The organism is Methylocystis sp. S23, assembly GCF_054106005.1.
The window spans coordinates 293205-319447 of the sequence record NZ_CM134185.1 but is presented as its reverse complement, the minus strand read 5'-3'; the positions used below and the strand labels follow the sequence as shown (position 1 = coordinate 319447).

The window sequence follows — 26243 nt, the reverse complement described above, 5'->3', positions numbered from 1 at the left end:
AGCGACGAAGCAATCCAGGGCCGTCATCACGGCTCTGGATTGCTTCGCTCCGCTCGCAATGACGGCGCAGGAGAATGAATCAAACGGAACCGGTATCACGGCTTCGTCACGCGCCATTGCAGCACCCCCATGGCGGGATCGAGCGCGTGAAAACGCCCCACGGGCCGCGCGCGCGCGACCTGCAAATGGGTGAGATCGCCACCTTTGTTCTCGAAAGCTTGCGCGAGCAGCGCCTGCGTTTCGAGCGTCACCGCGTTGACGACGATCCGCCCCTGCGCGCGAAGTGCGTTCCAGGCGGCTTCGAGCATTTCCGAATTCGCGCCGCCGCCGATGAAGATCGCGTCGGGCCGACGCAGATCGCCGAGCGCACGCGGCGCGGCGGCGACCACGATTTCGAGGTCGGGGACGCCGAGCGCGAGCGCGTTGCGCGAAATGCGCGCCGCGCGTTCGGCGTCGCGTTCGAGCGCGACGGCCCGATTGGAAGGATGGCTGAGCATCCATTCGATGCAGATGGACCCCGCGCCCGCGCCGATGTCCCACAAGGTCTCGCCCTTGCGCGGCGCCAGCGCCGAGAGAGTCACGGCGCGGATTTCGCGCTTGGTGAGCTGCCCGTCATTCTCGAACCAATCGTCGGGCAGGCCCGGCGCCAATGGAATGAGGCGGGCGCCCGGCTCGGCGACGATTTCGAGGGCGACCGTATTGAGCGTGGCGACGTCGTTCAGGGCGAAAGCGTCGGCGCGCGTTTCGCGAACGCGCTCGCGCGGTCCGCCGAGACGTTCGAGCACGACGAGGCGCGAGGCGCCCATGCCGTTGGATGCGAGATGGCGCGCGATCCGCGCCGGCGTGGTTTCGTCCCAGGATAAAGCGATGATGCGCGCGCGGGGCTGAAGATGCGGCGTGACGCGTTCGAAGGCGCGGCCATGCAGTGACAGGAGCGCGCAATCCTGCTGGCTCCAGGCGAGCCGCGACGCCGCGAGCGAGAAGGCCGAAGGGGAGGGGATGCAGAAGACTTCCCCGCGCGCGACATGGCGCGAGATAAGGTCGCCGACGCCGTAGAAGAACGGATCGCCGGACGCGAGCACGACGGTCGGCTCGCCGCGCCGCGCAAGGATTCGCGGCATGGCGTCGGCGAGGGGCGACGGCCATTGCAGGCGTTCGGCCGCGCTTTCGCCGATCAAAGCGAGATGCCGCGCGCCGCCGACGATCAGCGTCGCTTGCGAGAGAAGCGTGCGCGCCGCCGGCGGCAGCGATTCCGCGCCGTCCTCGCCAATGCCGACGATGGAGAGCCATTTCTCCATCACGGCGCCTTTCGCGACGTATAGACCCAATCGCGCGCGTCCTCGCGCGCAATGCGCTTCGTGCCGCTCGCGCCGATGACGACGAGAGTCGACATGTCGACTTGTCCCGGATCGACGGCCCCGAGCGAGGCGAGGATGATTTCCTCCTTCTCCCGCCCCACCGATTTCGCGAGGCCAACGAAAGTCTCGCCCGGCAGGAAGCGGCGCAGCAGCGCGAAGGCGTCGGCGATGCGCGTCGGCCGGGCGCGCGAAGCGGGATTGTAAAGCGCGATGACGAAGTCGCCGCGCGCCGCATGTTCGAGCCGCCTCTCGATCACGTCCCACGGCTTGAGATTGTCGGACAAGGAAATGGCGCAGAAATCATGGCCGAGCGGCGCGCCGAGACGCGCGGCGGCGGCCTGCATGGCGGAGACGCCGGGAATGACGCGGATGTCGAGATCGCGCCATTCGCGCGGGCCGTGATCGACCGCTTCGAACACGGCGGCCGCCATGGCGAAGACACCGGGATCGCCGCCCGAGACGACCGCGACGATGCGGCCTTGCATCGTGCGCGCCAGCGCCTCGCGGGCGCGGTCGATCTCGACGCGATTGTCGCTGGGAAGGCGCGCCTGGCCGTCGCGCCGAGGGACGCGCGCCACATAGGGCGCGTAGCCGATAATGTCCTGCGCCTGCGCCAGCGCCTCCCGCGCTTCCAGAGTCAGCCAGCGCTCGTCCGCCGGACCCAGACCGACGATGTAAAGCGCGCCGCTCACGGACGGCGCCCTTGTCCGGGCACGAGGGCCATGGAGAAATAAGGCGCGACGTCGTCCTGCTTCTCGGCAAGACGCATGATCTTCTCGCCGGACATGGTGCCGCGCTCGACATAGATCGCGCGCGAAATAACGCCCGCGCGCGTCATGGCGCGGCGCAGCTTCGGGAAATTGCCGCCGAGCTTCATCACCACGGCCGCATCCGTCGTCTTGAGGCGTTCGGCCAGCGTGTCTTCGTCGAGCGTCGCGGGAAGGACGGTGAGAACATCGTCGCCCCAGGTCATGGGCTGGCGCGCGGCGGCGAAACATCCGGACATGCCGGAGACGCCCGCGCAGATCTCGACGCGAAAGCGCCCGTCCAGCCGCGTGAACATATGCATGAAGGAGCCGTAGAGCAGGGGATCGCCCTCGCAGAGAAGCGCGACGTCGCGGCCTTGCTCCAGCGCGGCGCCGAGGCGCTGCGCGCTCTCTTCATAGAAGCCGGCGAGCGCCGAGACATAGTCGGGCTCGTCGAAGGGAAGCTCCGTCGTCACCGGGTAGAGGAGCGGCATCTCCTCGCAACTGGGCGTGAAATAGCGTTCGGCGATCCTGCGCGCATTGCTGGGCCGGCCCCGCTTGCCGAAATAGGCGACGATCCGCGCTTCGCCGATGAGGCGCGCGGCCTTTACGGTGACGAGCTCCGGATCGCCGGGGCCGAGGCCCACGCCGATCAGCGCGCCGAGCGTCGCGGCGCGCGCCTGCGATTTTTCCGCGAGCGCGCTCATTCCTTCTCGCTCGCGAGCGCGTTGATCGCCGCGGCGGCCATGGCGCTGCCGCCCTTGCGGCCCCTGACGATCGCATAAGGTATCCGCCCGTCGGCGGCGAGCGCCTCCTTCGACTCCGCCGCGCCCACGAAGCCGACCGGCGCGCCGATGACGGCGGCGGGGCGCGCCACGCCTTCGTCCAGCATCTCGAGCAGGCGAAAAAGCGAGGTCGGCGCATTGCCGATGGCGACGACGGCGCCGTCGAGGCGATCGCGCCACAGCTCCATCGCGGCGGCGCTGCGCGTATTGCCGAGCCTGGCGGCCAACGCCGCGACTTCGGGTTCGGCGAGCGTGCAGACGACCGCATTATTGGCGGGCAGGCGCGCGCGCGTCACGCCATGCGCCACCATGTTGGCGTCGCACAGAATGGGCGCGCCCTTGCGCAGCGCGGCCCTGGCCGTCGCGACGAAGGCAGGCGAGAATTCAATGTCGCCGGCAAGCTCGACCATGCCGCAGGCATGGATCATGCGCACCGCGACTTTCTCTTCCTCGGCCGTGAAGCGCGCGAGATCGGCCTCCGCGCGAATGATCGCGAAGGATCGCTCGTAGATCGCCGCGCCGTCGCGGATGTAACTCAAGGCGTCGGACATTTGCATTCCTCCGCGCGCGCCGAGAGCGCGCGTTCGACGGCGTCGATGTCGAGACCGCGCGAGACCGGCGCGTCGCTCGCGCCGCCATTATCGACGAGATCGAAGCGGCCCTCATTGGCGACGAATGTGACGGGCGCGGCGCCCGGCCTTGCGCAGCCCTTCGCGCAGCCGGAAATATGAAGGCCGACGCCGTCCGTCCCTGCAAGCTTTTGCGCCAGCGGCGCGAGCCGCGCAAGGGCCGTGCGCGTCTCTCCTCGCGCCTGGGGGCATTCGGGCGCGCCGGGGCAGGCGACGACGGCGAGACGGGGATCGTCCGCCGAGACGATGAGATCGAGCGCGCGGGCCGCCTGGAGCATGCGCTGCGCGGCTCTAAGATCATATGCGCCGATCATGAACAGGCGCCAATGAGTCGGGGCGAGAACGCCGTCGCCATGGCTTTCCGCGAGATCGGCAAGGGCCGCGAGCTCATGCGCGCGCCAGCGGCCAAACGGCGCGGCCACGCCGACGAAGGCGAAGCCCGCTTCCTCTCGCGCGCCGAAAGCGGACCGGGGCGAAACGGGCGCCCGCCATTTATAGGGCTGCATGTCCAGCCCCGCTTCGCGCAGCACGGGGTCGAGTCCGAGCGCCGAAACGACATGTCGCATGCGCCGTAATTGCAAGGGCCGTTCGGCGCGCAGCGCCATGAAGGCGCGCATGAGCTTGCGGGCCGTCTCCGGCGCGTCTTCCGCCGCGACGATGGCGCCGCGATCAGGCGCGCCCGCCACGCAAATGGCGGCGCGCGCGGCGTCGATCGCCTCGATGCGGATATCGGCTTGCGCATCTGCAAGCGTGACGCCGCCCGTATCGATCGAGATCAGAAATTTCGGCGGCAAGGCGCGCAGGGCGGCGTCGTTTTCCCTCACATGCGACAGAGCCAGCGCGAGCGCGTTCGCGTCGAAGGCCGATGGGGCGCCGAGACCCATATAGCCGCCTTGCAATATATCCACGAGGGAGTCCCGCGCGGGGTGATAAAGTTCGTGCGCCTGCAGGCGACGGCGCGCCTCGTCCAGCGTCGACGGCGTCAGGCCACGAAGCTGGAGCTGCGAGCGCTGTGTGAGATCCACCCGTCCGTTGCCGCAGCTCGCCGAAATCTCGGCGACGGCGCGCAACTGCTTCGAGGCGAGCCTTGCATGCGTCGGCCTGGCGCGGATGAGCAGGCCGTCGCCGCTCTCCATGGGCCGATGCGCGCTCGGGCACCAGCCCTTGATCTCAAAGCCCGGCGGCATCACGTCCTCCGACGCTGGTCAAAACATCCAGCGTGCTGTTGCGCCGGGTCCGCCACAGCTCTCTCGCGCGGGCTTCGCTGAAGACATGCGCGATCGCCTCCAATGCGCGCGGGTTTTCGCGCGCAAGAAAGTCGCGCACTCTATCGTCGCCGAGTGTCGCCGAGAAGGCGAGGTCGAATTGCGCGTCGCTGACGAGGCCGCTCGCGGCCGCGAAAGCGTAGAGATTGTCCACGCCTTCCGCGATCTCGGCGCCGCCGCGATGGCCGTGGCGCATTTGCCCCTCGAGCCAGCGGGGATTGGCGAGGCGCATGCGCAGCACGCGGGCGATCTCGTCCCGCAAGGGCCGCGCGCGCAGGCGGTCGGGGCGCGTCGCGTCGAGACGCAGGAAATCGGCCTCGCCGCCGAGCATCTTGTTGGCCGCCGCGAAGCCGCCTTCGAAATCCGCGAAAGCGGGTCCGGTCAGCGCGTCGACCTCGGCCATGTCCTGCACATGCACATGCGCGTCGGCGCGCGCGACTTGCTTGCTGAAGGCCTCGAAAGCGGGCGCGCTTTCGCCGGCGCGGTCGAACGCATGGCCGCCGGCCTCGAGATAAGCGCGCGCGAGATCGTCCCGCGACGACCACTCGCCCCGCACGATCCGGTCGGCGACGCCGAGGCCGTAGGTTCCCTGCGCGGCGCCGAAGATTCGGGCGAGGTCCTGGGACTCCTTCAGCGGATTGAAATCGGCGTCCTCGTCGAGCGCCGCGACGGCGCGCACGGCGTCGTCGAACAGCGCGATGAGGCCGGGGAACATGTCGCGGAAGAGGCCCGAGACATGCAGCGTCACGTCGACGCGCGGAAAATCGAGCCTGGCCTGCGGCAGGATCTCGAAGCCGATCACGCGCGCGCTCGCCGCATCCCAGCGCGGCGTGACGCCGAGAAGCGCGAGGGCCTGCGCGAAATCCTCGCCGCCGGTGCGGATTGTCGCGCTGCCCCAGAGGTCGAGCATGACATGACGCGGGAATTCGCCATGAATCTGCGCATGGCGCGTCGTGATTTCATGCGCCGCGCGCCGGCCGATGTCATAGGCGGTCTGCGTGGGCGCGTGGCGCGGATCAATGCAGAAGAGATTGCGGCCGGTGGGGATCACGTCCGCGCGGCCGCGCGAGGGCGCGCCGGCGGGGCCCGGCTCGATGAAGCGGCCGGCGAGCGCGGCGACGAGCGCGCGGCGTTCGTTCCTCGCGCAGGCGCTTCGCGTCGGATCGTCGCCGTCGCGGCCATAGACGTGCAGCCCGTCGCCGATGCGCATCTCCTTGAGGTCGCACATCCAGGCGTCGAGGCGCGTCAGCGTCTCCGCAAGATCGGTCTCGCGCGTCACGCCGCATTCCGCCGCGAGACCACTGCGTTCCGCCTCGTCGAGAATGGCGCCCGCGACAAGCTTGGCGCGGCGAGGATCCAGCGCGGCGGCGGTGGCGTATTCGTCGAGCAGCGTCTCGACGGTCGCGGCGGCGTCGAAGAGTTCCGCCTTGACGAGAGGCGGCGTGAGATGGCCGATCGTCACGGCGCTCGTGCGGCGCTTGGCCTGCGCGGCTTCGCCCGGATCGTTGACGATGAAGGGATAGACGAGCGGCGTCGGGCCGAGCACGGCTTCGGGCGCACAGCCTTGCGAGAGCATCACGGATTTGCCCGGCAGCCATTCGAGCGTGCCATGCGCGCCGAGATGGATGAGCGCGTCGATTTTCCGCGCGTGACGCAGCCAGAGATAGAAGGCGACATAGGCGTGGCGCGGCGGCCGCTGCATGTCGTGATAGGCTTCGTAGCGCGCCGCGCGCGCGCCGCGATCGGGCTGCAGCGCGATGACGAGATTGCCGTCGACGATGCAGGAGAAGCGGAAGGCGTCGCCGACAATGGCGGGGTCGTCCTGGGGCGAGCCCCATGTTTCGGCGACGGAAGCGGCGAATTCGGCGGGGAGATCGGCGAGAAGGGACGCATAGGCGTCGAGAGGGAAGTCGACGGCGTAGGCCTGATCCTCCAATAAACGCATTAAGGAAGGCGCGCCGTCATTGCGAGCGCAGCGAAGCAATCCAGGACGATGAGAGGAATGCTGGATTGCTTCGCCTTCGGCTCGCAATGACGGTTGAGAGTCTGGCGCATAGCCCGCTTCGCGCAGCGCCTCGACGATCTCCGTAACGCTCGCTTCGGCGTCGAGCCCGATCGCATAGCCGCCGCGTCCGCGCCGCGCGGGATAGTCGGAGAGGATGAGCGCAAGGCTCTTTTCCGCATTCGGCTTACGGCGCAGCCGCGCCCAATTCGCTGCGAGCTCGGCGACGAAAGCGATGCGCGACGCGTCCGGCGCGTGACGCGGCTCTTCGAGCTCGGCGGCGCCGCGCGCGGCGATTTCCTTGAAGGAGATGGCGCGGGTGAAGATGCGGCCGTCGACCTCCGGCAGCACGACGTTCATGGCGAGATCGGCGCCATTGGCGCCGCGCGCGGAGACTCGCCACGCCTCACGCGCGCAGGTCGCGAGCGCGACTTGCAGCACGGGCGCGTCGGCGCGGTCGAGCACGGAGCTTGAGTCGCGGCGCGCCGAGAAGGCGGTGGCGTTGAGGATGACGTCGGGCGCGAAGCGGTCGAGCGCCTGCGCCGCGAAGGCTTCGCTCTCCGGCTCCTTCAGGCTCGCGACATACAGCGCCTCGACCGCGAAGCCGCGTTCGGCGAGCGCATCGGCGAGCGCGACGATCGGCGCGACGTCGTCGGCAAGATATAGCGAGCGGTAGAAAACGACGATCGCGCGCGGCGCGTCGCTTCCGCCTTCGCGGCAGGCTTGCGCGAAGCGGCCGGCATTGGCGACGGGAACGCTCTCTCGCCATTCGGCCGGCCTTCCGGCGAGCGTCGACGCATAGCCGAGGAAGGCGCGCAGATTCTGCGGCCCGCCATGCTGGAAGAAGCGCCAGATGCGGTTCAGCGCTTGCGGGTCGAGCGTCGAGGCTTGCGTGAGACGGCTGTCCTCGACCGTGTCGCCGGGCAGGATGGCGAGCGGAATCTTGTGCATGCGCGCGAGCGCTTCGAGCCGCTCGACGCCATAGGCCCAATAATCCTTGCCGCCGAGCAGCCGCACGACGATGAGCCTGGCGTGTCGCGCCACCGTCTCGAGATAGAGATCGACGGAATAGGGGTGCTTCAATTGCGCGAGCGGCGCGCAGCGCAAGCTCGGCAAGGAAGCCGCGTCGCGCGCATGCAGCCGCGCGACAAGGCGAAGCTCGGAGTCCGAGAAGGAAAGGAACACAATGTCGGCCGGGGTCTGGCCGAGATCCGTCGCCGCGCCGGCGTCGTCGAGATTATGAAGATCGCGCGGGAGAAGATGCATGGCGCGTCACGGCTGCGCCAGCATGGCGGTTATGGCGTCCCGGTCGAGGCCTTTTTCGCCGATGACGACGAGACGGCTCGCGCGTGGCTCGCCGGGCTTCCAGGCGCGGTCGAAATGATGCTGGATTCGCGCGCCGACGCCCTGCACGAGAAGCCGCATCGGTTTGCCCGCGACTTCCACGAAGCCCTTCACGCGCAGCACGTCATGCGCGCGCGCGACTTCGGCGAGCCGTGCGGCGAGCCTCGCCGGATCCGGCGTCGCGGGAACGCTCACGACGAAACTGTCGAAATCGTCATGATCGTGATCCGGCTCCGCGTCGTGATGCGACGGGCGGTTGTCGAGATCGCTTTCCGCGGCGGCGGCGAGGCCGAGCAGCACGATCGGATCGACGCGGCCGTCGCGCGCGCGCACGACCTTCACGGCGTCGCGCGCGCCTTGCGAGAGCCGCAAGGCGACCGACGCTTCTTCCGCGGCGTCGAGCAGATCCGTCTTGTTGAGGATGACGAGATCGGCGCAGGCGAGCTGATCCTCGAAGACTTCCTCGAGCGGATTGTCGTGGTCGATCGTCTCCGTCTCGGCGCGCGTGCGCGCGACGGCGTCGAGATCGTCGGCGAAGCGGCCTTCCGCGACGGCCTTTCCGTCGATGACCGCGATGACGCCGTCCACGGTGAGCCTGGATCGGATCGCCGGCCAGTCGAATGCCTTCACCAGCGGCTTGGGCAGAGCGAGGCCGGAGGTCTCGATGATGATATGGTCGGGCCGTTTCTCATGCGACAGCAGGGCCTCGATCGCCGGCGCGAAGTCGTCGGCGACGGTGCAGCAGAGGCAGCCATTCGCCAGCTCGACGATGTTCTCCTCGGGGCAATTCTCGACGCCGCAGGCGCGAAGAATTTCTCCGTCGACGCCGACGTCGCCGAACTCGTTGATGACGAGCGCGAGACGGCGGTCGCGCGCATTTTCGAGCACATGGCGAATGAGCGTCGTCTTGCCGGCGCCGAGAAAGCCCGTGACGATGGTCGCCGGAATTTTCGCAGCGTTCACGCCGCCTCCGTTTCGTCGCCGGAAGCAAGGCGCCATATCAGGCCCGCAAGGGCGCCGGCGAGAACCCAGCTCAATGCTTGCACGGCTAGGGAGGACGCCGCGAAGCGCGCCGCGAGTTCGGCCGGGACCGCGCTTTCGGGCGCGGCGGGCGTGGGCCAGAAGAAATGCGGCGCGACGAGCAGCGCGGCGCCGATCGCTTTCGCGATCGTCGCGTGGATGCGCAGCAGCGCGTAAAGTCCCACGCCCGTTGAGGCGGCCGTGGCGAGCCACCAGATTTGGCGCCCCGCGAGATCGGTCTCCGCCGCGCCCGGCAATTGCGGCGCGAGGCCGAGGCTCGTGGCGAGCCCCGTGGCCGCAAAGGCGCAGGCGCCCCAAAGCGCGGCGCGGCGCGACCCGATGGCTTCGCCCGCCAAGAGCATGCAGGCGAGGAGGATCAGCGCATAGCCGGTCGAGACGGCGATGGTCGCCACGCTCGTCGCGGCGGTCCGGCGCAGACCCTCGAAGGCGGAGGCGTGCTCCGCCGAAGCCTCATGGGCGCGCTGGGCCGCCTCATAAACCTCCGCGGCGAGAATGAGGGGCGTCGTGGTGACATGCTGCAGGGCCGCGACGGCGAGGCCCGCAACAATGCCGGCGACAAGGCCGGCCGCCAGAAGGCGCGCGATCACGGTTCGCGTGAAAGGCGGTCAATGGCAGGGGAAGGAGAGCGCGTGGCGCGAATCATGCGCCGCGTCGTGGACGCTCTCGGAATTCGCGAATCCCGCGCCAAAGACGAGGCCGAAGCCGAGGATGAGCGCCACGAAGGCGGCCTTCAGCGTCTCGGTCCTCGAGGTTGCGAATGTGCGGGCGGCGGCGCTGGTCTTCATTCTTGTCTCCCTGCCGCCCCACCGGCGGCGAAAAATTGCGACAGGCGATCGGATGATCGCCGGGACGGCAGGTCTCCTGGCTTCCGGACGCGTCATCCGCGCCGCCTTCCCAGGCTTTCGCCCAGTGGCTGATGGCGCGGCCATTTCCGGTTACAGTTGCGGGGGCAGCCGCGGATTAGGGCGAGGCCCGCACCGCGTTCCCTGTTCGCCTCCTTGCGAAGGACCGTCTTTTCCACTCATATGCGCGCCTCGCGCCGACGTCAAACGGCAAGGAACGGCCTTGACAGAAGATCAGGAAAAAGAAGCCGCCCGCCGCCATCGCGAGAAGATGGAGAAGCGCAAGGCGGCGCAGGACGCCGAGGTCGCGTCGAAGACCGTCGCGCGGAAGGGCCTGCTGATGGTTCACACCGGGCCGGGCAAGGGCAAGTCGACCGCGGCCTTCGGCTTGGCGTTGCGCGCCCTCGGCCATGGCTGGAAGGTTGGCGTTGTGCAATTCGGCAAGGGCGCCTGGCGCTCGGGCGAGCGCGACATGCTCGAGAAGCTCGGCGCCGTATCCTGGCACACGCTCGGCGAGGGCTTCACCTGGGAGACGCAGGACCGCGCCCGGGACGAGGCGGCCGCGCGGCGCGCCTGGGAAAAGGCCTGCGAGCTGATGGACGATCCCCAAATTCGCCTGCTGGTGCTCGACGAATTGAACATCGCGCTGCGTTACGACCATCTCCCGCTGGAGGAGACGCTGGCGCGGCTGGCGGCGCGCCGCGACGATCTGCATGTGGTCGTGACCGGCCGCAACGCGAAGCCGGAACTCGTCGCGGCGGCTGATCTGGTCACCGAGATGACGCCCGTGAAGCACCATTTCGCGGCCGGCGTGAAGGCGCAGGAAGGGATCGAGTTCTGAGGGGGGATTTCCGGGCGGGCGGACCAGGCCGCGGGCGCGCAATCGAAACAGGACAAGACAGCGCCAGAAACAAGGAGGCCGACGCTCGACCTTGTCGAGAGCGTCGGCTCCCATTTGTCGGTCTATTCCAAGGAAACGACCGACCCTGCAAAGACAAGACCGGGAGCGGAAGCTCCCGGCAAGTCGATCGCAGGGGTATTACTGAATCATGCGCGCGGTGGCGCCGGTGCCGGCGGTGCCGAGAGCGTCGCGGCCATTGCCCGTGCCGTTCGTGCCCTCGGGGGAGATCCAGTCCGGAACCCAAGTGAGAGCGACGACGACGAAGCCGACGAAGGCGGCGACCCAGATCAGCATCTTGCCGATATCGCCGGAGCTGTGAACGTTGACGGCCATGCGTTTTCCCCCTGTTTGATTTTTTACCTGAATGCTTGCCGCATCGAGGTAACCCTAGCTCGATTCAAAACGCTTGGCAATGTGCCTGCGGCGCCTATTTTTAGGCATTCAAAAACGGACATTTACTAATTAGATTCAGTTACTTAACATGCGACAACTGGTCGCGGGCGGAAAATTTTTTGCGTCGCAATATAGAAAGATTGGATGGGGCGACGCCTTCTGTGGCGCCACTCTCCGGCCGACTTTCTTGATCCTTGTCGGCGCGCGCCCTTCCGGCCCCGCCGGAGGCCCTTCCGCGGGCGGGCGGCGACCCCTTGCTCCTTTCCGGCGCTTCGCATATAAGCCGGCGCATTCCACAGGCGAAGGTCATGCGGCGTCTGATCTAAGACGTCGTTTCCGGTGGCCGGCTTCCGGCCTCTTACCTTGCTTTCGCCGAGGCTCAACCGGAGAAAAGAAAAATGGCGCTTCCTGACTTCACCATGCGCGGCCTTCTCGAGGCGGGCGCGCACTTCGGCCACCAGGCGCATCGCTGGAACCCGAAGATGGCTCCCTATATTTTCGGCGCGCGCAACAACATCCACATCATCGACCTCGCCCAGACCGTGCCGCTGCTGCACCAGGCGCTGAAGACGGTCTCGGACACGGTGGCCAAGGGCGGCCGCGTCCTCTTCGTCGGCACCAAGCGCCAGGCCCAGGACCAGATCGCCGACGCCGCCAGGCGCAGCGCGCAATATTACATCAATTCCCGCTGGCTCGGCGGCACGCTGACGAATTGGAAGACCATTTCCGGCTCGATCAACCGCCTGCGCAAGCTCGACGAACTGCTCTCCGCCGGCGCCCAGGGCGTCACCAAGAAAGAGCGCCTGCTGCTGACGCGCGAGCGCGACAAGCTCGAAAAGGCGCTCGGCGGCATCAAGGACATGGGCGGCACGCCGGACCTGATCTTCGTCATCGACACCAATAAGGAGCAACTGGCGATCAAGGAGGCGAACCGCCTCAAGATCCCGGTCGTTGCGATCCTCGACACCAATTGCGATCCGGACGGCGTCAGCTATCCGATCCCGGGCAATGACGACGCCGGCCGGGCCATCGCGCTCTATTGCGACCTCGTCGCCAAGGCGGCGATCGACGGCATCGGGCGCAGCCAGGGCGCGCTGGGCGTCGATCTCGGCGCGTCGGAATCGCCGGAAGCCGAGCCGGCCGTGGCGGCTTCGGAGGCCGGCGAGGCCTATGAGTCGGCGGAGGCCTTCGAGCTGCTCGCCGCCCCGCGCGGCGCGCCGGACGATCTCGCCAAGCTCAACGGCGTCGGCCCGCAGCTCGTCAAGAAGCTGAACGACGCCGGCGTCTTTCACTATTGGCAGCTTGCCGCGATGACGCCGGCGGATGTCGAGAAGGTCGACTCGGAACTCAAGCTCAACGGCCGCATCGCCCGCGACGGCTGGATCGATCAGGCGCGCGCGCTGCTGTCCGCGTAAGCCTGACTGTCATCTTCCGCTTCTACCTCGGGCGCCGGCTCTCACTGAGCCGGCGCCCGTCGCAATAAACGCCCCGAGAGCCCGGGAAGCCGCGGTCCGACGCGCTTCCGCACGGCGAAACAGAAGGATTTCAACATGGCCACGATTACCGCCGCCCTCGTCAAGGAACTGCGCGAAAGCACCGGCGCCGGCATGATGGACTGCAAGGCCGCGCTGACCGCGACCGACGGCGAATTCGAGGCCGCGGTCGACTGGCTGCGCAAGAAGGGCCTCTCCAAGGCCGCCAAGAAGGCCGACCGCGTCGCCGCCGAGGGCCTCGTTGCCGCGCTGACCGGCGACAAGACCGGCGTCGTCGTCGAGGTGAACTCCGAGACCGACTTCGTCTCGCGCAACGCCGACTTCCAGACGCTCGTGAGGAACATCGCCGAGGTCGCGCTGAAGAGCGGCAAGACCGACGCGGCGGCGCTCGCCGCCGAAGGCTATCCCGGCGGCGGCACGGTGGCCGAGAACGTCACCAGCGCCATCGCCACGATCGGCGAGAATCTGACGCTGCGCCGCGCTGCGTCGCTGACGGTGGGCGACGGCGTCGTCGGCCGCTACGTGCACGGCCAGGTGGTCGACGGCCAGGGCAAGATCGCGGTGATCGTCGCGCTGGAATCGACCGGCGACAAGGAAGTGCTGGCCAAGCTTGCCCGCGAGATCGCCATGCATGTCGCTTCCGCCAATCCGCAGGCGCTGGACGCGTCCGGCCTCGACCCGGCGGTCGTGGAGCGCGAGGCCAACCTGCTGCGCGAGAAGAACGCCGGCAAGCCCGACAACGTGCTCGCCAAGATCGTCGAGTCCGGCATCAAGACCTTCGCCAAGGAAGTCTGCCTGCTCGACCAGCCCTCGAACCATCCGGAGCATAACGGCAAGACCGTCGCTCAGGCCGTGAAGGAGCTGGAAGGCAAGGCCGGCGCCCCGATCGCCATCAAGGGTTTCGTTCGCTATGCGCTTGGCGAAGGCATCGAGAAGCAGACGAGCGACTTCGCGGCGGAGGTCGCGGCGGCTGCGAAGGGGTAATACGGTTTCCGCCTGATTGCTTCGCGACAATGCTCGCGCCGTCATTGCGAGGAGCGAAGCGACGAAGCAATCCAGGGGCGTCATCACGGCTCTGGATTGCTTCGCTCCGCTCGCAATGAAGGCGCACGAGAATGAATCAAACGGAACCCGACCGCGCGTGAGCAAGGAGTGGATGAGGGCGGATGCAGGCGCTGCGTCCGCCTTTTTGTTTGTGCGATCTTGGGCCCGTTATGGGCGCCGACGCCCGTGATGCGAGCTGCGGGATTGGCGGCGTGGATGATGTCGATCGAGTAAATCCCGCCGCAAAAAGCCTTCTGATAAGCGCGTAAACTGTTCTCCATTAACGAAATAATTATACGTTGGATTGTTGCAATTTTATTTGTTGACGTCAATTTAATCGCTTATTAAGTTATGCCTTGTTGCACGAGAGACGCTTTTTTGGAGGGGTAAGATGCGGCTTTGGCTTTTTGTTCTGTATGTGTTTGTTGTTTTTGCAAAATCGCAAGCTTTTTCTCAAACAATACAAGAGACTGGCGCTGATTTTAGTCGATCAGTTAATTCCGTAAGATTGATAAAAGGGAGGTAATTCTATCGTTCTTGATGTGAATGATTCATTTATTATTGTATGGCGATTTTCTTGGTCGGATTCTCTTCAGAGGATCGATGTAGCTGTTATGGACGGTGCAAGGGCAGTTTATGGCTCTTGTAAATCAAACAAGCACCCAAAAGTGGGTGATCGAAGAGAGACTTGGCTAACGTTCGAATTTCCTGAGTCAGAGCGGTCAGAAATTGCTGGTTCTGGTCAGGCGTGGCGACTGCGAGAGCGAGGCCCGCGCCTATGCGGAGAAACTTGCCGGATTGGCCGGAGACGATTTGCAATCCTTGCTCCGGATCGCCTTCCCGCTCATCGAAGGCGATGTCGTTTCGCCGTCCGGAACGGCGAAAGTCGTTGTGAACCCGGAATACGCAATGCTTGGAGCGGATCTGATGATGCGAGCCGAGCGGCTTCTTTCCGAAGACATTTCCGCGAGCTTTCGCTTCTCCTTTTACGAACGCCTGACGAAAGCGCTGTTGGGGGCGGGCCGCGCGTCGCATGCGCATGAAAAGGCCGAGGCCGCGCGCGAATGGGGGAAAAAGGCCGGCGTCTCCGACGAAGCGCTGGCGAGGCTGGAGAGCATGATCGGCGCAATAGGTCCGTGACAGTCGGACCTAGCGGGCGTCATTCATTCCAGCCTCATCGCCGCGCCTGTCGCGGCCGCGCCCATGCGAAACAATTCCTTTCCCCCCGCGTTTCGCCCCACTGGCGGGCGCCGGGAGGTTTGTCATGGCTGCGCAGCAACAGTCGGTTCAAGAAACCATCCAGGAAAATGTCTCGGTTCATGGCATAGAAAACGAAGCGCCCTTGCCGGCGATGGACACGCAGGCGGACGGGCTGAAGGATCCGCGCGAACTCTATCCCAAGCCCCCCTTCGAGAAGCAGCCTCAGCCCTGGCCGGGGCTGGCTTGCAAGATGCGGCCGATCCCGGATCATGGCGAGAGGAGCTATCGCGGGTCGGGGCGGCTCGCGGGGCGCAAGGCGCTGATCACCGGCGGCGATTCCGGCATCGGCCGCGCGGCGGCGATCGCCTTCGCCCGCGAAGGGGCGGATGTCGCGATCAACTATTTGCCTGATGAGGAGCCGGACGCGCAGGAGGTCGCCGCGCTGATCCGCGACGCCGGCGGAAAGGCCGCGCCGCTCCCGGGCGACATTCGAGATGAAATGTTCTGCAAGCGGCTCGTCGAGGACGCGGTGAACGCGCTCGGCGGGCTCGACATTCTCGTCAATAACGCCGCCCGCCAGCATGTGCATGAATCCATCCTGGAGATCACGACGGAGGACCTCGACTGGACCTTCCGCACCAATCTCTATGCGCTGTTCTGGATCACCAAGGCGGCGATCCCGCATATGCGGCCCGGCTCGGCCATCATCAACACGACCTCGATCACCGCCTATCAGTCCTCGCAGCATCTGCTCGATTATGCGGTGACCAAGGCGGGCGTCATGAATTTCACCTGGGGCCTCGCCAAGCAGCTCGCCTCCAAGGGCATTCGCGTCAACGCCGTCGCGCCGGGGCCGTTCTGGACGCCGCTCCAGCCCTCGGGCGGGCAGACGCAGGAGCATCTCACGCAGTTCGGCGGCGACACGCCGCTCGGCCGGCCGGGCCAGCCGGCGGAGATCGCGCCGCTCTATGTTCTGCTGGCGTCGACCGAGTCGAGCTACGCGACGGGCCAGGTCTTCGGCGCGACGGGCGGGGAGGTCGGGCCGTAACCCTTTGTTCAGCCGGGCGTGACGAGGGTCACTTGCGGGGGCGGCGCGTCATTCGTATGTAGATTGCGCCCCGCCCAAGCCAGCAAAGAGACCCGTCATGACCGATCACGCATCGAGCCGATACAAACGCGTGGTCGTGAAGCTTTCGGGCGAGGCGCTGCAGGGCGCGTCGTCGCATGGCCTTGACGCCGGCACGCTGGCGCGCATCGCCAAGGATCTCGCCACGGCCTCCGAGGCCGGCCATGAAGTCGCGGTCGTCGTGGGCGGGGGAAACTTCTTCCGCGGCATCAAGGGGGCGGATACGGGCATTGAGCGCGCCCGCGCGGACTCGATCGGGATGCTCGCGACCGTGATGAACGGTCTCGCGCTGGAGCAGGCGATCGAGATGCAGGGGCGGCCGGCCCGCTGCCTCTCCGCCATTCCCATGCCGGCGCTCTGCGAATCCTTCTCGCGCCGCGCCGCGCTGCATCATCTCAACAAGGGCCGCGTGGTGATCGCGGCCGGCGGCACCGGCAATCCCTTCTTCACCACCGACACCGGGGCGGTGCTGCGCGCCGCCGAGCTTTCCGCCGACGCCGTGCTCAAGGCGACGCAGGTCGACGGGGTCTATACGGCCGACCCCAAGCGCGACCCGTCGGCCAAGCGCTATGACCGCCTGACCCATGACGAGGCCATCGCCCGGAACCTCGCCGTGATGGACACCGCCGCCTTCGCGCTTGCGCGGGAGAACAAGATACCCATTATTGTGTTCTCGATCGCGGAGCCCGGGGCCATCGCCTCGGTTCTTTCCGGCGGGGGGCGCTCAACTCTCGTTGCGCCTTAATTGCGCGCCTCTTTCTGGCGCGCGAACCAAAAAACATGCCATAAGGGACTCCTCGCTTCGCGGACCGAAGCGTATCGCGGGTTCCGGTGGAATGGATCGCCGCCCCGCGCGCGCTTGCCGCGCCGGCGGCGAAAAGACAGGTTACGGAGATCATGACGGATAAATTCGATCTCGCCGATTTGAAGCGCCGCATGCAGGGCGCCATCGCGACGCTGAAGCATGAATTCGGCGGCCTGCGCACGGGCCGCGCCGCGGCGAGCCTTCTCGATCCGGTGCATGTCGACGCCTATGGCCAGGTTTCGCCCCTCAATCAGGTCGCGACCGTCAGCGTGCCGGAGCCGCGCATGCTCTCCGTGCAGGTATGGGACAAGGCGCTGGTCATCGCCGTCGACAAGGCGATACGCGAGGCCAATCTCGGCCTGCAGCCGACCGTCGAGGGCCAGACGCTGCGCATCCGCATGCCGGAGCTGAACGAGCAGCGCCGCAAGGAGCTGGTGAAGGTCGCGCATAAATACGCGGAGGAGGCGCGCGTCGCCGTCCGCCATGTCCGCCGGGACGGCATCGACATTCTAAAGAAGCTCCTCAAGGATCACGCCATCCCCGAGGATGACGAGAAGCGGCACGAGACCGAGGTCCAGAAGGCGACCGACGAGGCGGTGAAGGAGATCGACGCCGCGCTGGCCGCCAAGGAAAAGGAAATTATGCAGGTCTAGCTCTTTCAAGCGACCAATCGAGCGCGACAGCGCGCGCCCGCCTCCTTTGCTAAGATCGGCCGGCGATTCGGAATGCAATGATGGCGGAAGGCGATTTTCTCGAAATGGCGGCGACCGCACTCGGCATTCAGCCGGCTCCGCGCCATGTCGCGCTGATCATGGACGGCAATGGCCGCTGGGCCGCCGCCCGCGGCCTGCCGCGTTTCGAAGGCCATCGCCGTGGGGTGGAGGCCCTGCGCCGGGCGGTGCGCGCCGCGATCGACCTCAAGATTTCCTATCTCACGGTCTATTCCTTCTCGGCCGAGAACTGGTCGCGGCCGCGCGAGGAGGTGCAGAGCCTTCTGGGCCTGCTGCACCGCTTCATCCGCAATGACCTCGCCGAGCTTCACGCCAATAATGTGCGGGTGCGCGTGATCGGCGCCAGGGACGATCTCGCGCCGGAAATCGCCGATCTCCTCAAGGAGGCGGAGCAGGTGACGCAGGCCAATACGGGCCTGACGCTTGTCGTCGCCTTCAATTACGGCTCCCGGCAGGAAATCGCCGCCGCGGCCCGCGCGCTGGCGGAAATGGTGGCCGAGGGCCGCCTCAAGCCGCAGGACATCGACGCGGCGGCCATCGCCGCGCGGCTCGACACGGCCGACATACCGGACCCCGACCTCATCATCCGCACCTCCGGCGAGCAGCGCCTGTCGAATTTCCTGCTATGGCAGGCCGCTTATGCGGAATTCGTCTTCCTGCCGATCCTTTGGCCGGATTTCGACCGCGCCGCCATGATCGCCGCGCTTCAGGAATATGCGCATCGCGAGCGGCGCTTCGGCCGCGTCGAACCGCCGCGCAGCGCCAAGACGGCGTCATGAGCGAGGCGTCGTCATGAGCGAGGCGGTCGAGAAGAAAGCCGCCGCCAAGGGCGGCTTCGCCGATCTCGGCCCGCGGGTCGCGTCGGCCGTCGTCCTGATCGCGGCCGCGATTTTCACCCTCTATGTCGGGGGGGACGTCTTCGCCTTTTTCTGGCTCCTCGCCGGCTTCGCGGTGAATTGGGAGTGGCAGGGGCTTATCGGCGGCGAGCGGCGCATGGCGCGGGTCGTCGCCGGCGGGGCCGCCGTCGCGGCCGCCGCCGCCTTCGGTCGCGCGGGGCTTGCCGGCGTGGCGGCGCTGGAAGTCGCCGCTTTCGCGGGCGTCGCCGCCATTCTTGCGGGACCGGAACGGCGCCTCTGGGCCGCCGCCGGCGTGGCCTATTCCGGCGTCCTGGCCTTTTCGGCTTGCTGGCTGCGGGAGTCGCCGGATTTCGGCCTGCTCGCCATCGCTTTTCTCTTCTCCATCGTGTGGGGCACGGATGTTTTTGCCTATTTCGGCGGCAGGCTGATCGGCGGACCGAAGCTTTGGCCGCGCGTCTCCGCCGGAAAAACCTGGTCCGGCACGATCACGGGCGTGGTGAGCGGCGCGTTTCTCGGGCTGGCGACGGCCTATTTTGGGGGTGGCCCGCCGCTTGCGAGCGTGGGGACCTTCCTGGTCGCGCTGGCCGCGGCCGCCATCTCACAGACGGGCGACCTGTTCGAATCTTCGGTCAAGCGCCGCTTCGGCGTCAAGGATTCGAGCCAGCTCATTCCCGGCCATGGCGGCGTGATGGACCGCCTGGACGGATTCATCTTCGCCTGCGCTTTCGCCGCGGCGCTCGGATTGGCGAGAGGAAACCCGTCGGCGGCGGCGAACCTCTTTTTCTGGTGACGGACTGATGGCTTCGAAGAACGGACATTCCAACGGCCGCGCGAAGGCCCCGCGTCGTATCGTCCTGTTGGGCGCGACGGGCTCCGTCGGCCGCTCCACGGTCGATCTGCTGGCGCGCGATCCCGAAGGCTTTTCCGTTTCCGCCGTCGCGGGGGGACGGGACGCCAAGGCGCTGGCCGACGTCGCCCGCCGCACCAAGGCGGAGTTTGCGGCGATCCGGGACGAGAGCGCCTATTCCGAACTGAAGGACGCTCTCGCCGGGACCAATATCCAGGTCGCCGCCGGCCGCGAGGCGATCATCGAAGCGGCGCTGCGCGAGGCGGACCTCGTCGTGTCCGCCATTGTCGGCGCCGCCGGCGTCGAGCCCACCCACGCGGCGCTTTCCGCGGGGCGCGACGTGGCGCTCGCCAACAAGGAATGCCTCGTCTGCGCCGGCGCGCCCTTCATGCGCACGGCGAAGGAGACGCAGGCGCGGCTCCTGCCCGTGGACAGCGAGCACAACGCCATTTTCCAGGCGCTCGGCGGGGAGGATCCGTCCCGGATCGAGCGCATGATCGTCACCGCCTCGGGCGGCCCGTTCCGCACCTGGAGCAGGGAGCGCATCGCCGCGGCGACGGTCGAGGAGGCGCTCAATCACCCGAACTGGGCGATGGGTCCGAAGATCACGGTCGACTCGGCCGGCATGATGAACAAGGGCCTGGAACTCATCGAGGCGCACCATCTCTTCGGCGTGCCGGCGGAGAAGCTCGAGGTGGTCGTCCACCCGCAATCCATCGTCCACGGCCTCGTCGCCTTTTCGGACGGCTCCGTCACCGCGGGCATGGCGCCGCCGGACATGCGCGTGCCGATCGCCCATTGCCTGGGCTATCCGGACCGCCTCGCCACCCCCGCGCCGCGGCTGGATTTCGCGAAAATCGCGACGCTGACCTTCGAAGCCCCTGATTTCGAGCGCTTTCCGGCGCTGAAGCTGGCCCTCGACGCGCTGGCGCATGGCGGCGGCCTGACCAATGTCCTTAACGCGGCGAATGAAATCGCCGTCGAAGCCTTCCTCGATCGCCGGATCTCCTTCTCCGGGATCGCCCGGCACGTGGCCGAGGCCTGCGAGGCCGCGCTGCGCGACGGATATGCGCAAGCGCCTGACAGCGTTGAGGAAGCGCTCGGCGTTGACCATATTGTCAGAGAAAGGTCCCGGGCCGTCTTGGCCGTTGACGCGCCTTCGGGCATGTTAACGCTTCAGTAACCAAACCCACGCCTCACGTCGGCGCGGGTCTTGGCCCGAGTGGAGCGTTGGAGGCGAGACCGTGCTGGATCTGTTGATGACCTTTGCAACCTACGTGATCCCGTTCGTCATCGTCCTGAGCGTGGTTGTCTTCATCCATGAATACGGCCACTTCATCGTCGGGCGCTGGTGCGGGGTCCAGGTGGACGCCTTTTCCATCGGCTTCGGTCCCGAGCTTTGGGCCAGGATCGACCGCCACGGCACGCGCTGGCGCATCGCGGCCATTCCGCTGGGCGGCTATGTGAAGTTCCATGGCGACGCCAATGGCGCCAGCGTTCCGGACCCGGACGCGGTGGGGTCCATGCCCGCCGCCGAGCGCGCCGTGACTTTCGCCGCCCAGCCGGTCTGGAAGCGTTCGGCCATCGTCTTCGCCGGCCCCTTCGCCAATTTTCTGCTCGCCATCGCCATTTTCGCGGGCCTGTTCGCCTTTTACGGACGCACTGTGCTCGCGCCGCGCATTGGCTCGGTGGTCGCCGGCGGCGTCGGCGAGGCGGCGGGCTTCATGCCCGGCGACCTGGTGCTGACGATCGACGGCGCGCCGATCCCGACCTTCTCCAAAGTGCAGGAAATCGTTTCGGTTTCCGCCAATACGAAGCTCGTCTTCGTGGTCCGCCGCAATGACCGGGACGTGACCATCCGGGCGACGCCCGCCTGGCGCGAGGTCGAGAGCGCGGCCGGCAAGGTCCGCATCGGCATGCTCGGCCTCAAGGCCTCGACGGCGCCGGCCGATGTGCATGAGGAGCGCTACGGCCCGGTCGAGTCGCTGGGCATGGCGATTGAAGAGACCTGGCAGGTCGTGCGTCGCACCGGCGTCTATGTCGCCGGCCTGATCTCCGGCCGCGAGAGCGCCGACCAGCTTTCCGGTCCGATCGGCATCGCGCAGATTTCCGGCCAGATGGCGCAGGCGGCGACCAAGGTCGGGCTCGCGCCCTTCCTCAACCTCATCGCCATCCTCTCCGTGTCGATCGGCCTGCTCAATCTGATGCCGGTTCCGCTCCTCGACGGCGGCCATCTGCTGTTCTTCGGCATCGAGGCGGTCCGCGGCCGCGCGCTCAACGAGCGCGCCCAGGAAGTCGCCTTCCGCGTCGGGCTGGCCATGGTCGGCGTGCTGATGATCTTCTCCACCTATAACGACATCGCCCGCCTTGTTCAGCGGCTGGCCGGCGGCGCGTCCTGAGCTTGGTCCGGCTCAAGGCGGATTATGGCGAAACCGCGGCCGCGCGCCGCGGTTTTTGCAATTTTATTGACGCTGTTTGGGGTCGGTTAACCAAGCGCTGACCATGAATCGTGGCTTTGACGCCACGCCTTCGACAAATTGAGCGAACAGATTTTATTCTCGATTTGCAGGGGTGTTTAAACCCTGTAGAAGATTCGGCGAACCCGGAATGGCGCGGTTCGTCCGCGTGGAATGAATGAATTCGCGCCGCGCTCCGGGCGGCGAAGTTGCGACGAGGACCAGCTTTACATGCAATCCATCAGCGGCATTTGGAAATCTTCGTCACTTCTGATCGTCGCGTTGGCGGCAATGGTGGCGTTTTCCGCGCCGGCCGCGGCGGGCATCATCGTCCAGGGCAACACCCGCGCCGACGCGGAGACGATCCGCTCCTATTTCACCGGCACGAGCCCCGCCGAAATCGACAAGGGGCTCGAGGCGCTGCGCGAAAGCGGCCGCTTCGCCACGGTTTCCGCAAGCCGCAAGGGCGGCGACGTCATCATCCGCGTGACCGAGGGCAATCAGATCAACCGCGTGGTGATCGAGGGGAACAGCAAGGTCAAGACCGAGAATCTCGAGCCCGAGCTGCGCACCAAGTCCCGCGGCGCCTTCAATCCGCAGGTCGCGGAGGCCGACGTCGCGCGCCTGACCGAAATCTATCGCCGCGCCGGCCGCGCCGCCGTGAAGGTCTCCTATCGCACCGTCGAGCTGCCCAATGGCCGCGTCGACGTCGTCTTCACCGTCGTCGAAGGCGACAAGACCGGCATCAAGGAGATCCGGTTCGTCGGCAACAATGTCTACTCCAACCGCCGCCTCGTCGGCCTGATGGAGTCGACCGAGATGAATTTCATGTCGTTCTTCAAGACGAGCGACGTGTACGATCCCGACCGCGTCGCCGGCGATCTCGAGCTCGTTCGCCGCTTCTATCTGAAGAACGGCTACGCGGACTTCCGCGTCGTGAGCTCGGACGCCCAATATGATCCCGCCCAGCAGGGCTACATCATCACCATCGTCGTCGAAGAAGGCCCGCAATATCGCGTCTCCTCGGTCGAGGTGGAGTCGCATCTGCCGGATGTCGACGGAGCCGCGCTGCAGGACGCTCTGCATCTCTCGCCCGGCGACGTTTATAACGGCGACGCCGTCGAGAAGTCGGTCGAGTCGCTGACCCGCGAGGTCGCCAGGAAGGGCTACGCCTTCACCCAGGCCCGCCCGCGCGGCGAGCGCAATCCGGCCGCCCAGACGGTGGCGATCCGCTTCGTGCTGGACGAGGGTCCGCGCGTCTATATCGAGCGCATCAATATACGCGGCAACACGCGCACGCGCGATTATGTGATTCGGCGCGAGTTCGACATTGGCGAGGGCGACGCCTACAACCGCGTCCTCATCGATCGCGCCGAGCGCCGCCTCAACGGCCTCGGCTACTTCAAGAAGGTCAAGATCACCAACGAGCCGGGCTCGTCGCCCGATCGCGTGATCGTCAATGTCGATGTCGAGGATCAGCCCACCGGCAATTTCGGCGTCTCGGGCGGCTATTCCACGAACCAGGGCTTCATCGCGGAAGTCTCGGTTTCGGAAAGCAACTTCATGGGCCGCGGCCAGGCGGTGCGCCTGTCGGTGCAGGCCGGCCAGATCGCGCGCGGCGTGACGTTCAGCTTCACCGAGCCTTACTTCCTCGACCAGCGCATCTCCGCGGGCTTCGACGTCTTCGCGCGCCGGCAGGACGCCTATAACTACTCGATCTACAGCTCGACCTCGATCGGCGGCACGGTTCGCTTCGGCATCCCGGTCACCGACGAGTTGAGCTTCTCGCCGCGCTACTCCATCTATCAGACCACGATCTCGATCCCGAACTCGAACGACAAGCCGTATAACGACTGTATCATTCCGACGGCGGTGACGCCCGGCTTCTCGCCCTTCTTCCCGATGGCGGCCGGCTATCCGAACCTGTTCTACAACTGTCAGTCGAATGGCGAAGCGTCTTTGGCGATCAAGGAGTCGCAAGGCACGATCGTGACCTCCCAGATCGGCTATTCGCTGAACTACACGACGATCGACAACTTTCGGAACCCGCATAATGGCTGGCTCGTCAATTTCAGCCAGGACGCGGCGGGTCTCGGCGGCTATTCGCGCTACCTCCGCACGACCGGCGACATCCGCTACTTCCACGAGATCCCCTATCTCGACGACGTGGTCGGCATCGCCCGCCTGCAGGGCGGCGACCTGACGGCGTTCGGCGGCTACACGCCCCGCATCCAGGACAATTTCAACCTGGGTCCGAGCCTGGTTCGCGGCTTCGCGCCGGGCGGCATCGGTCCGCGCGACTCGAACATCTTCACGACCTATAATTCGCGTTACGGCAACTCGCTCGGCGGCTCCAACTATATTGGCGGCTCGCTCGAAGTGCAGTTCCCGCTATGGGGCCTGCCCAAGGATCTGGGTCTGAGGGGCGCTCTGTTCGCGGACGCCGGCAGCCTCTGGAATTTCCAGGGCCGCACGAACTTCAGCAACAACCTGCCGACAATCCCGAACGTGACCTGTCTCGCGGCCTATACGCCGCAAGCGGCCTTCGGCCAGGGAACCTGCGTCGTGCCCGCGTCGAACGAATTCCGCTTGCGTTCCTCCGTCGGCGCCTCGGTGCTGTGGAACTCTCCCATGGGTCCGATCCGCTTCGACTATGCGGTCGTGACCTCCAAGGCCCCGCAGGACATCACGCAGAATTTCCGCTTCACCGGCGGCACCAACTTCTGATGCGCATCGCGGCGCGCCGGGCGCATTGCGTCCGGCGCGCCTCAATCTGTCCGGCATTGGGCGAGCGGCTCGCATGAGCGTGGCGGCCTTCTTTCACCTCTCTCGCCCTTACACGGTCGCGGAAATCGCCGAGCTTGCCGGCGCCGCGATTCATGCGGCCGCCGCGCCGCCGGAGGCCGCCGCCGTCATTACGGGCGTCGCGCCTCTCGCCGCCGGACATAATGGCGATCTCTGCTTTTTCGCCTCCCCGCGCTATGCGAGGGAACTTGCCTCCTGTCGGGCGACCGCCTGCTTCATCCGGCCGCGTCACGCGCATCTGCTGCCTGAGCGCATCACCGGGCTTCTCGTCGGCGATCCCCAGCGCGCCATGGCGCTCGCCGCCGCGCAGCTCTTTCCGAACGCCTTGCGGCCTGAATCGCTCTTTCGCGCCACCGGCGTATCGCCCGGCGCCGTCGTGCATCCGGAGGCGCGGCTCGAGCCGGGCGTGATCGTCGATCCGGGAGCCTTTATCGGCCCGGGCGCCGAGATCGGCGCGGGCACGATCATCGGCCCTCAGGCGGCGATCGGCCCCAATGTCCGCATCGGCCGCGACTGCTCCATCGGCGCGCTGGCGAGCGTCATCTGCTCTCTCATCGGCGACCGCGTCATCATCCATCCGGGCGCGAGGCTCGGTCAGGACGGTTTCGGCTTCGCCAGGGGCGACAAGGGCTGGCTCAAGACGCCCCAGCTCGGCCGCGTCATCGTGCAGGACGACGTCGAAATCGGCGCGAACGCCACGATCGACCGGGGCGCGACGCGCGACACGATCATCGGCGAGGGCACGAAAATCGACAATCTCGTGCAGATCGCCCACAATGTCGTCATCGGCCGCTTCTGCGCCATCGTCGCGCAGGCGGGCGTCGCCGGCTCCAGCGTGATCGGCGACTATGTGGCGCTCGGCGGCCAATCGGCGATTGCGGGCCATCTGACGATCGGCGAGGGAGCGGCGGTCGCGGCGAAGTCGGGCGTGATGCGCGACGTGCCGCCCGGCGCCCGCTATGGCGGCGCGCCCGCGCGCCCGTTGCGCCGCTTCCTGCGGGCCGAGGCGCTGCTTGACAGGATGGCGCGACGCGACAAGCCCGACGAGGCGATATAAAAGACCCCCAAGGGGCGCGGCAGACGCCCGACTCGCGAAAGGGGGAGACAATGTCTGGAACGGAAGCTGGCGCGACGCTGGAAAGCGCCGATATTCTCGAAATCATGCGCAGCCTGCCGCATCGCTATCCATTTCTGCTCGTGGACCGCATCATCGACATTCGCGGCGACGAGTCCTGCGTCGGCGTCAAGAACGTCACGGTCAACGAGCCGCAATTCATGGGGCATTTTCCGGAGCGGCCGGTGATGCCCGGCGTGCTGCTCGTCGAGGCCATGGCCCAGACCGCCGGCGTGATCGTCATGCGCGCGCAGGGACAGGTGGAGCGTCCCAAGCTCGTTTATTTCATGACGATCGACGGCGCGAAGTTCCGTAAGCCCGTGACCCCCGGCGACCGCGTCGAGTTTCGCATGACCAAGACCGCGCAGAAGCGGAACATCTGGTGGTATCAGGGCAGGGCGACGGTCGACGGCGCGCTCGTCTGCGAGGCGCAGATCAGCGCGATGATGGGCGTTTGAG

The 26243-nt window shown here is 66.7% G+C and carries 24 protein-coding genes and 1 riboswitch; of the genes, 14 read left to right on the top strand and 10 right to left on the bottom strand.

Annotated elements, in window-relative coordinates; all coding sequences use genetic code 11:
- Positions 1-95: 95 nt before the first annotated feature.
- The 9 genes from cbiE to ACV7JP_RS01495 are packed head-to-tail and all read right to left on the bottom strand — an operon-like array spanning position 96 to position 9955.
- Positions 96-1298 carry a precorrin-6y C5,15-methyltransferase (decarboxylating) subunit CbiE gene (gene cbiE / locus ACV7JP_RS01535; RefSeq protein ID WP_457799012.1) on the bottom strand — a complete coding sequence of 401 codons (1203 nt, stop codon included), beginning with the start codon at positions 1296-1298 and terminating at the stop codon, positions 96-98.
- Entirely contained in the window at positions 1298-2050 is a 753-nt protein-coding gene (cobJ, locus tag ACV7JP_RS01530; protein WP_457797525.1) for a precorrin-3B C(17)-methyltransferase, read from the bottom strand. The genes cbiE and cobJ overlap by 1 nt, the downstream gene beginning before the upstream one ends.
- The gene (locus ACV7JP_RS01525; RefSeq protein WP_457797524.1) at positions 2047-2811 is read right to left on the bottom strand and encodes a precorrin-2 C(20)-methyltransferase; all 765 of its coding nucleotides are present in this window, start codon (positions 2809-2811) and stop codon (positions 2047-2049) included. Before ACV7JP_RS01525 ends, cobJ begins: the two co-directional genes overlap by 4 nt.
- Positions 2808-3440: a precorrin-8X methylmutase gene (locus tag ACV7JP_RS01520; RefSeq protein ID WP_457797523.1), complete on the bottom strand. Its 633-nt coding sequence runs from the start codon at positions 3438-3440 to the stop codon at positions 2808-2810. Before ACV7JP_RS01520 ends, ACV7JP_RS01525 begins: the two co-directional genes overlap by 4 nt.
- Entirely contained in the window at positions 3425-4705 is a 1281-nt protein-coding gene (locus ACV7JP_RS01515; RefSeq protein ID WP_457797522.1) for a precorrin-3B synthase, read from the bottom strand. The genes ACV7JP_RS01520 and ACV7JP_RS01515 overlap by 16 nt, the downstream gene beginning before the upstream one ends.
- Positions 4689-8051, bottom strand: a complete 3363-nt coding sequence (gene cobN / locus ACV7JP_RS01510) for a cobaltochelatase subunit CobN (protein ID WP_457797521.1) — start codon at positions 8049-8051, stop codon at positions 4689-4691. Before cobN ends, ACV7JP_RS01515 begins: the two co-directional genes overlap by 17 nt.
- 6 nt (positions 8052-8057) lie before the next feature.
- Positions 8058-9128 carry a cobalamin biosynthesis protein CobW gene (gene cobW / locus ACV7JP_RS01505; RefSeq protein ID WP_457797520.1) on the bottom strand — a complete coding sequence of 357 codons (1071 nt, stop codon included), beginning with the start codon at positions 9126-9128 and terminating at the stop codon, positions 8058-8060.
- Positions 9089-9757 carry a CbtA family protein gene (locus tag ACV7JP_RS01500; RefSeq protein WP_457797519.1) on the bottom strand — a complete coding sequence of 223 codons (669 nt, stop codon included), beginning with the start codon at positions 9755-9757 and terminating at the stop codon, positions 9089-9091. The genes cobW and ACV7JP_RS01500 overlap by 40 nt, the downstream gene beginning before the upstream one ends.
- Positions 9758-9775: 18 nt before the next feature.
- Positions 9776-9955, bottom strand: a complete 180-nt coding sequence (locus ACV7JP_RS01495; RefSeq protein WP_457797518.1) for a CbtB domain-containing protein — start codon at positions 9953-9955, stop codon at positions 9776-9778.
- Positions 9956-10004: 49 nt separating this feature from the next.
- Positions 10005-10198: riboswitch (cobalamin riboswitch) on the bottom strand.
- Positions 10199-10235: 37 nt separating this feature from the next.
- Here ACV7JP_RS01495 and cobO point away from each other — a divergent pair.
- Positions 10236-10853: a cob(I)yrinic acid a,c-diamide adenosyltransferase gene (gene cobO, locus ACV7JP_RS01490; protein WP_457797517.1), complete on the top strand. Its 618-nt coding sequence runs from the start codon at positions 10236-10238 to the stop codon at positions 10851-10853.
- A 198-nt stretch (positions 10854-11051) separates the two neighbouring features.
- Here cobO and ACV7JP_RS01485 read toward each other — a convergent pair whose 3' ends face one another.
- Positions 11052-11246 (bottom strand): hypothetical protein, encoded by a 195-nt coding sequence (locus ACV7JP_RS01485; RefSeq protein WP_457797516.1) that lies wholly within the window; start codon positions 11244-11246, stop codon positions 11052-11054.
- Positions 11247-11704: 458 nt separating this feature from the next.
- On the opposite strand from ACV7JP_RS01485, the gene ACV7JP_RS01480 reads away from it, so the two are divergent.
- The 13 genes from ACV7JP_RS01480 to fabZ all read left to right on the top strand — a co-directional run bounded on the left by ACV7JP_RS01480 (position 11705) and on the right by fabZ (position 26242).
- A complete protein-coding gene (locus tag ACV7JP_RS01480) occupies positions 11705-12721 on the top strand; it encodes a 30S ribosomal protein S2 (protein WP_457797515.1) in 1017 nt (338 codons plus the stop codon).
- A gap of 135 nt (positions 12722-12856) precedes the next feature.
- Positions 12857-13783, top strand: a complete 927-nt coding sequence (gene tsf / locus ACV7JP_RS01475) for a translation elongation factor Ts (RefSeq protein ID WP_457797514.1) — start codon at positions 12857-12859, stop codon at positions 13781-13783.
- Between the two features lie 789 nt (positions 13784-14572).
- Positions 14573-14983, top strand: coding sequence for a hypothetical protein (locus ACV7JP_RS01470; RefSeq protein WP_457797513.1), 411 nt, complete (start codon positions 14573-14575; stop codon positions 14981-14983).
- A 211-nt stretch (positions 14984-15194) separates the two neighbouring features.
- Complete coding sequence (locus ACV7JP_RS01465) at positions 15195-16091, top strand: SDR family oxidoreductase (RefSeq protein WP_457799011.1); 897 nt, start codon at positions 15195-15197, stop codon at positions 16089-16091.
- Between the two features lie 97 nt (positions 16092-16188).
- Positions 16189-16914 (top strand): UMP kinase, encoded by a 726-nt coding sequence (gene pyrH, locus ACV7JP_RS01460; protein WP_457797512.1) that lies wholly within the window; start codon positions 16189-16191, stop codon positions 16912-16914.
- A gap of 152 nt (positions 16915-17066) precedes the next feature.
- The gene (gene frr, locus ACV7JP_RS01455) at positions 17067-17627 is read left to right on the top strand and encodes a ribosome recycling factor (RefSeq protein ID WP_457797511.1); all 561 of its coding nucleotides are present in this window, start codon (positions 17067-17069) and stop codon (positions 17625-17627) included.
- A gap of 80 nt (positions 17628-17707) precedes the next feature.
- The gene (locus ACV7JP_RS01450) at positions 17708-18484 is read left to right on the top strand and encodes an isoprenyl transferase (RefSeq protein WP_457799010.1); all 777 of its coding nucleotides are present in this window, start codon (positions 17708-17710) and stop codon (positions 18482-18484) included.
- A 13-nt stretch (positions 18485-18497) separates the two neighbouring features.
- Positions 18498-19352, top strand: coding sequence for a phosphatidate cytidylyltransferase (locus ACV7JP_RS01445; RefSeq protein ID WP_457797510.1), 855 nt, complete (start codon positions 18498-18500; stop codon positions 19350-19352).
- Between the two features lie 7 nt (positions 19353-19359).
- Complete coding sequence (dxr, locus tag ACV7JP_RS01440; RefSeq protein ID WP_457797509.1) at positions 19360-20592, top strand: 1-deoxy-D-xylulose-5-phosphate reductoisomerase; 1233 nt, start codon at positions 19360-19362, stop codon at positions 20590-20592.
- A 76-nt stretch (positions 20593-20668) separates the two neighbouring features.
- Entirely contained in the window at positions 20669-21808 is a 1140-nt protein-coding gene (locus tag ACV7JP_RS01435) for a M50 family metallopeptidase (RefSeq protein WP_457799009.1), read from the top strand.
- Positions 21809-22096: 288 nt separating this feature from the next.
- The gene (bamA, locus tag ACV7JP_RS01430) at positions 22097-24592 is read left to right on the top strand and encodes an outer membrane protein assembly factor BamA (RefSeq protein WP_457797508.1); all 2496 of its coding nucleotides are present in this window, start codon (positions 22097-22099) and stop codon (positions 24590-24592) included.
- A gap of 73 nt (positions 24593-24665) precedes the next feature.
- On the top strand, positions 24666-25727 hold the full coding sequence (gene lpxD / locus ACV7JP_RS01425) for a UDP-3-O-(3-hydroxymyristoyl)glucosamine N-acyltransferase (RefSeq protein ID WP_457797507.1): 1062 nt from the start codon (positions 24666-24668) through the stop codon (positions 25725-25727).
- Between the two features lie 50 nt (positions 25728-25777).
- Positions 25778-26242, top strand: coding sequence for a 3-hydroxyacyl-ACP dehydratase FabZ (fabZ, locus tag ACV7JP_RS01420; protein ID WP_457797506.1), 465 nt, complete (start codon positions 25778-25780; stop codon positions 26240-26242).
- Position 26243: the final 1 nt, after the last annotated feature.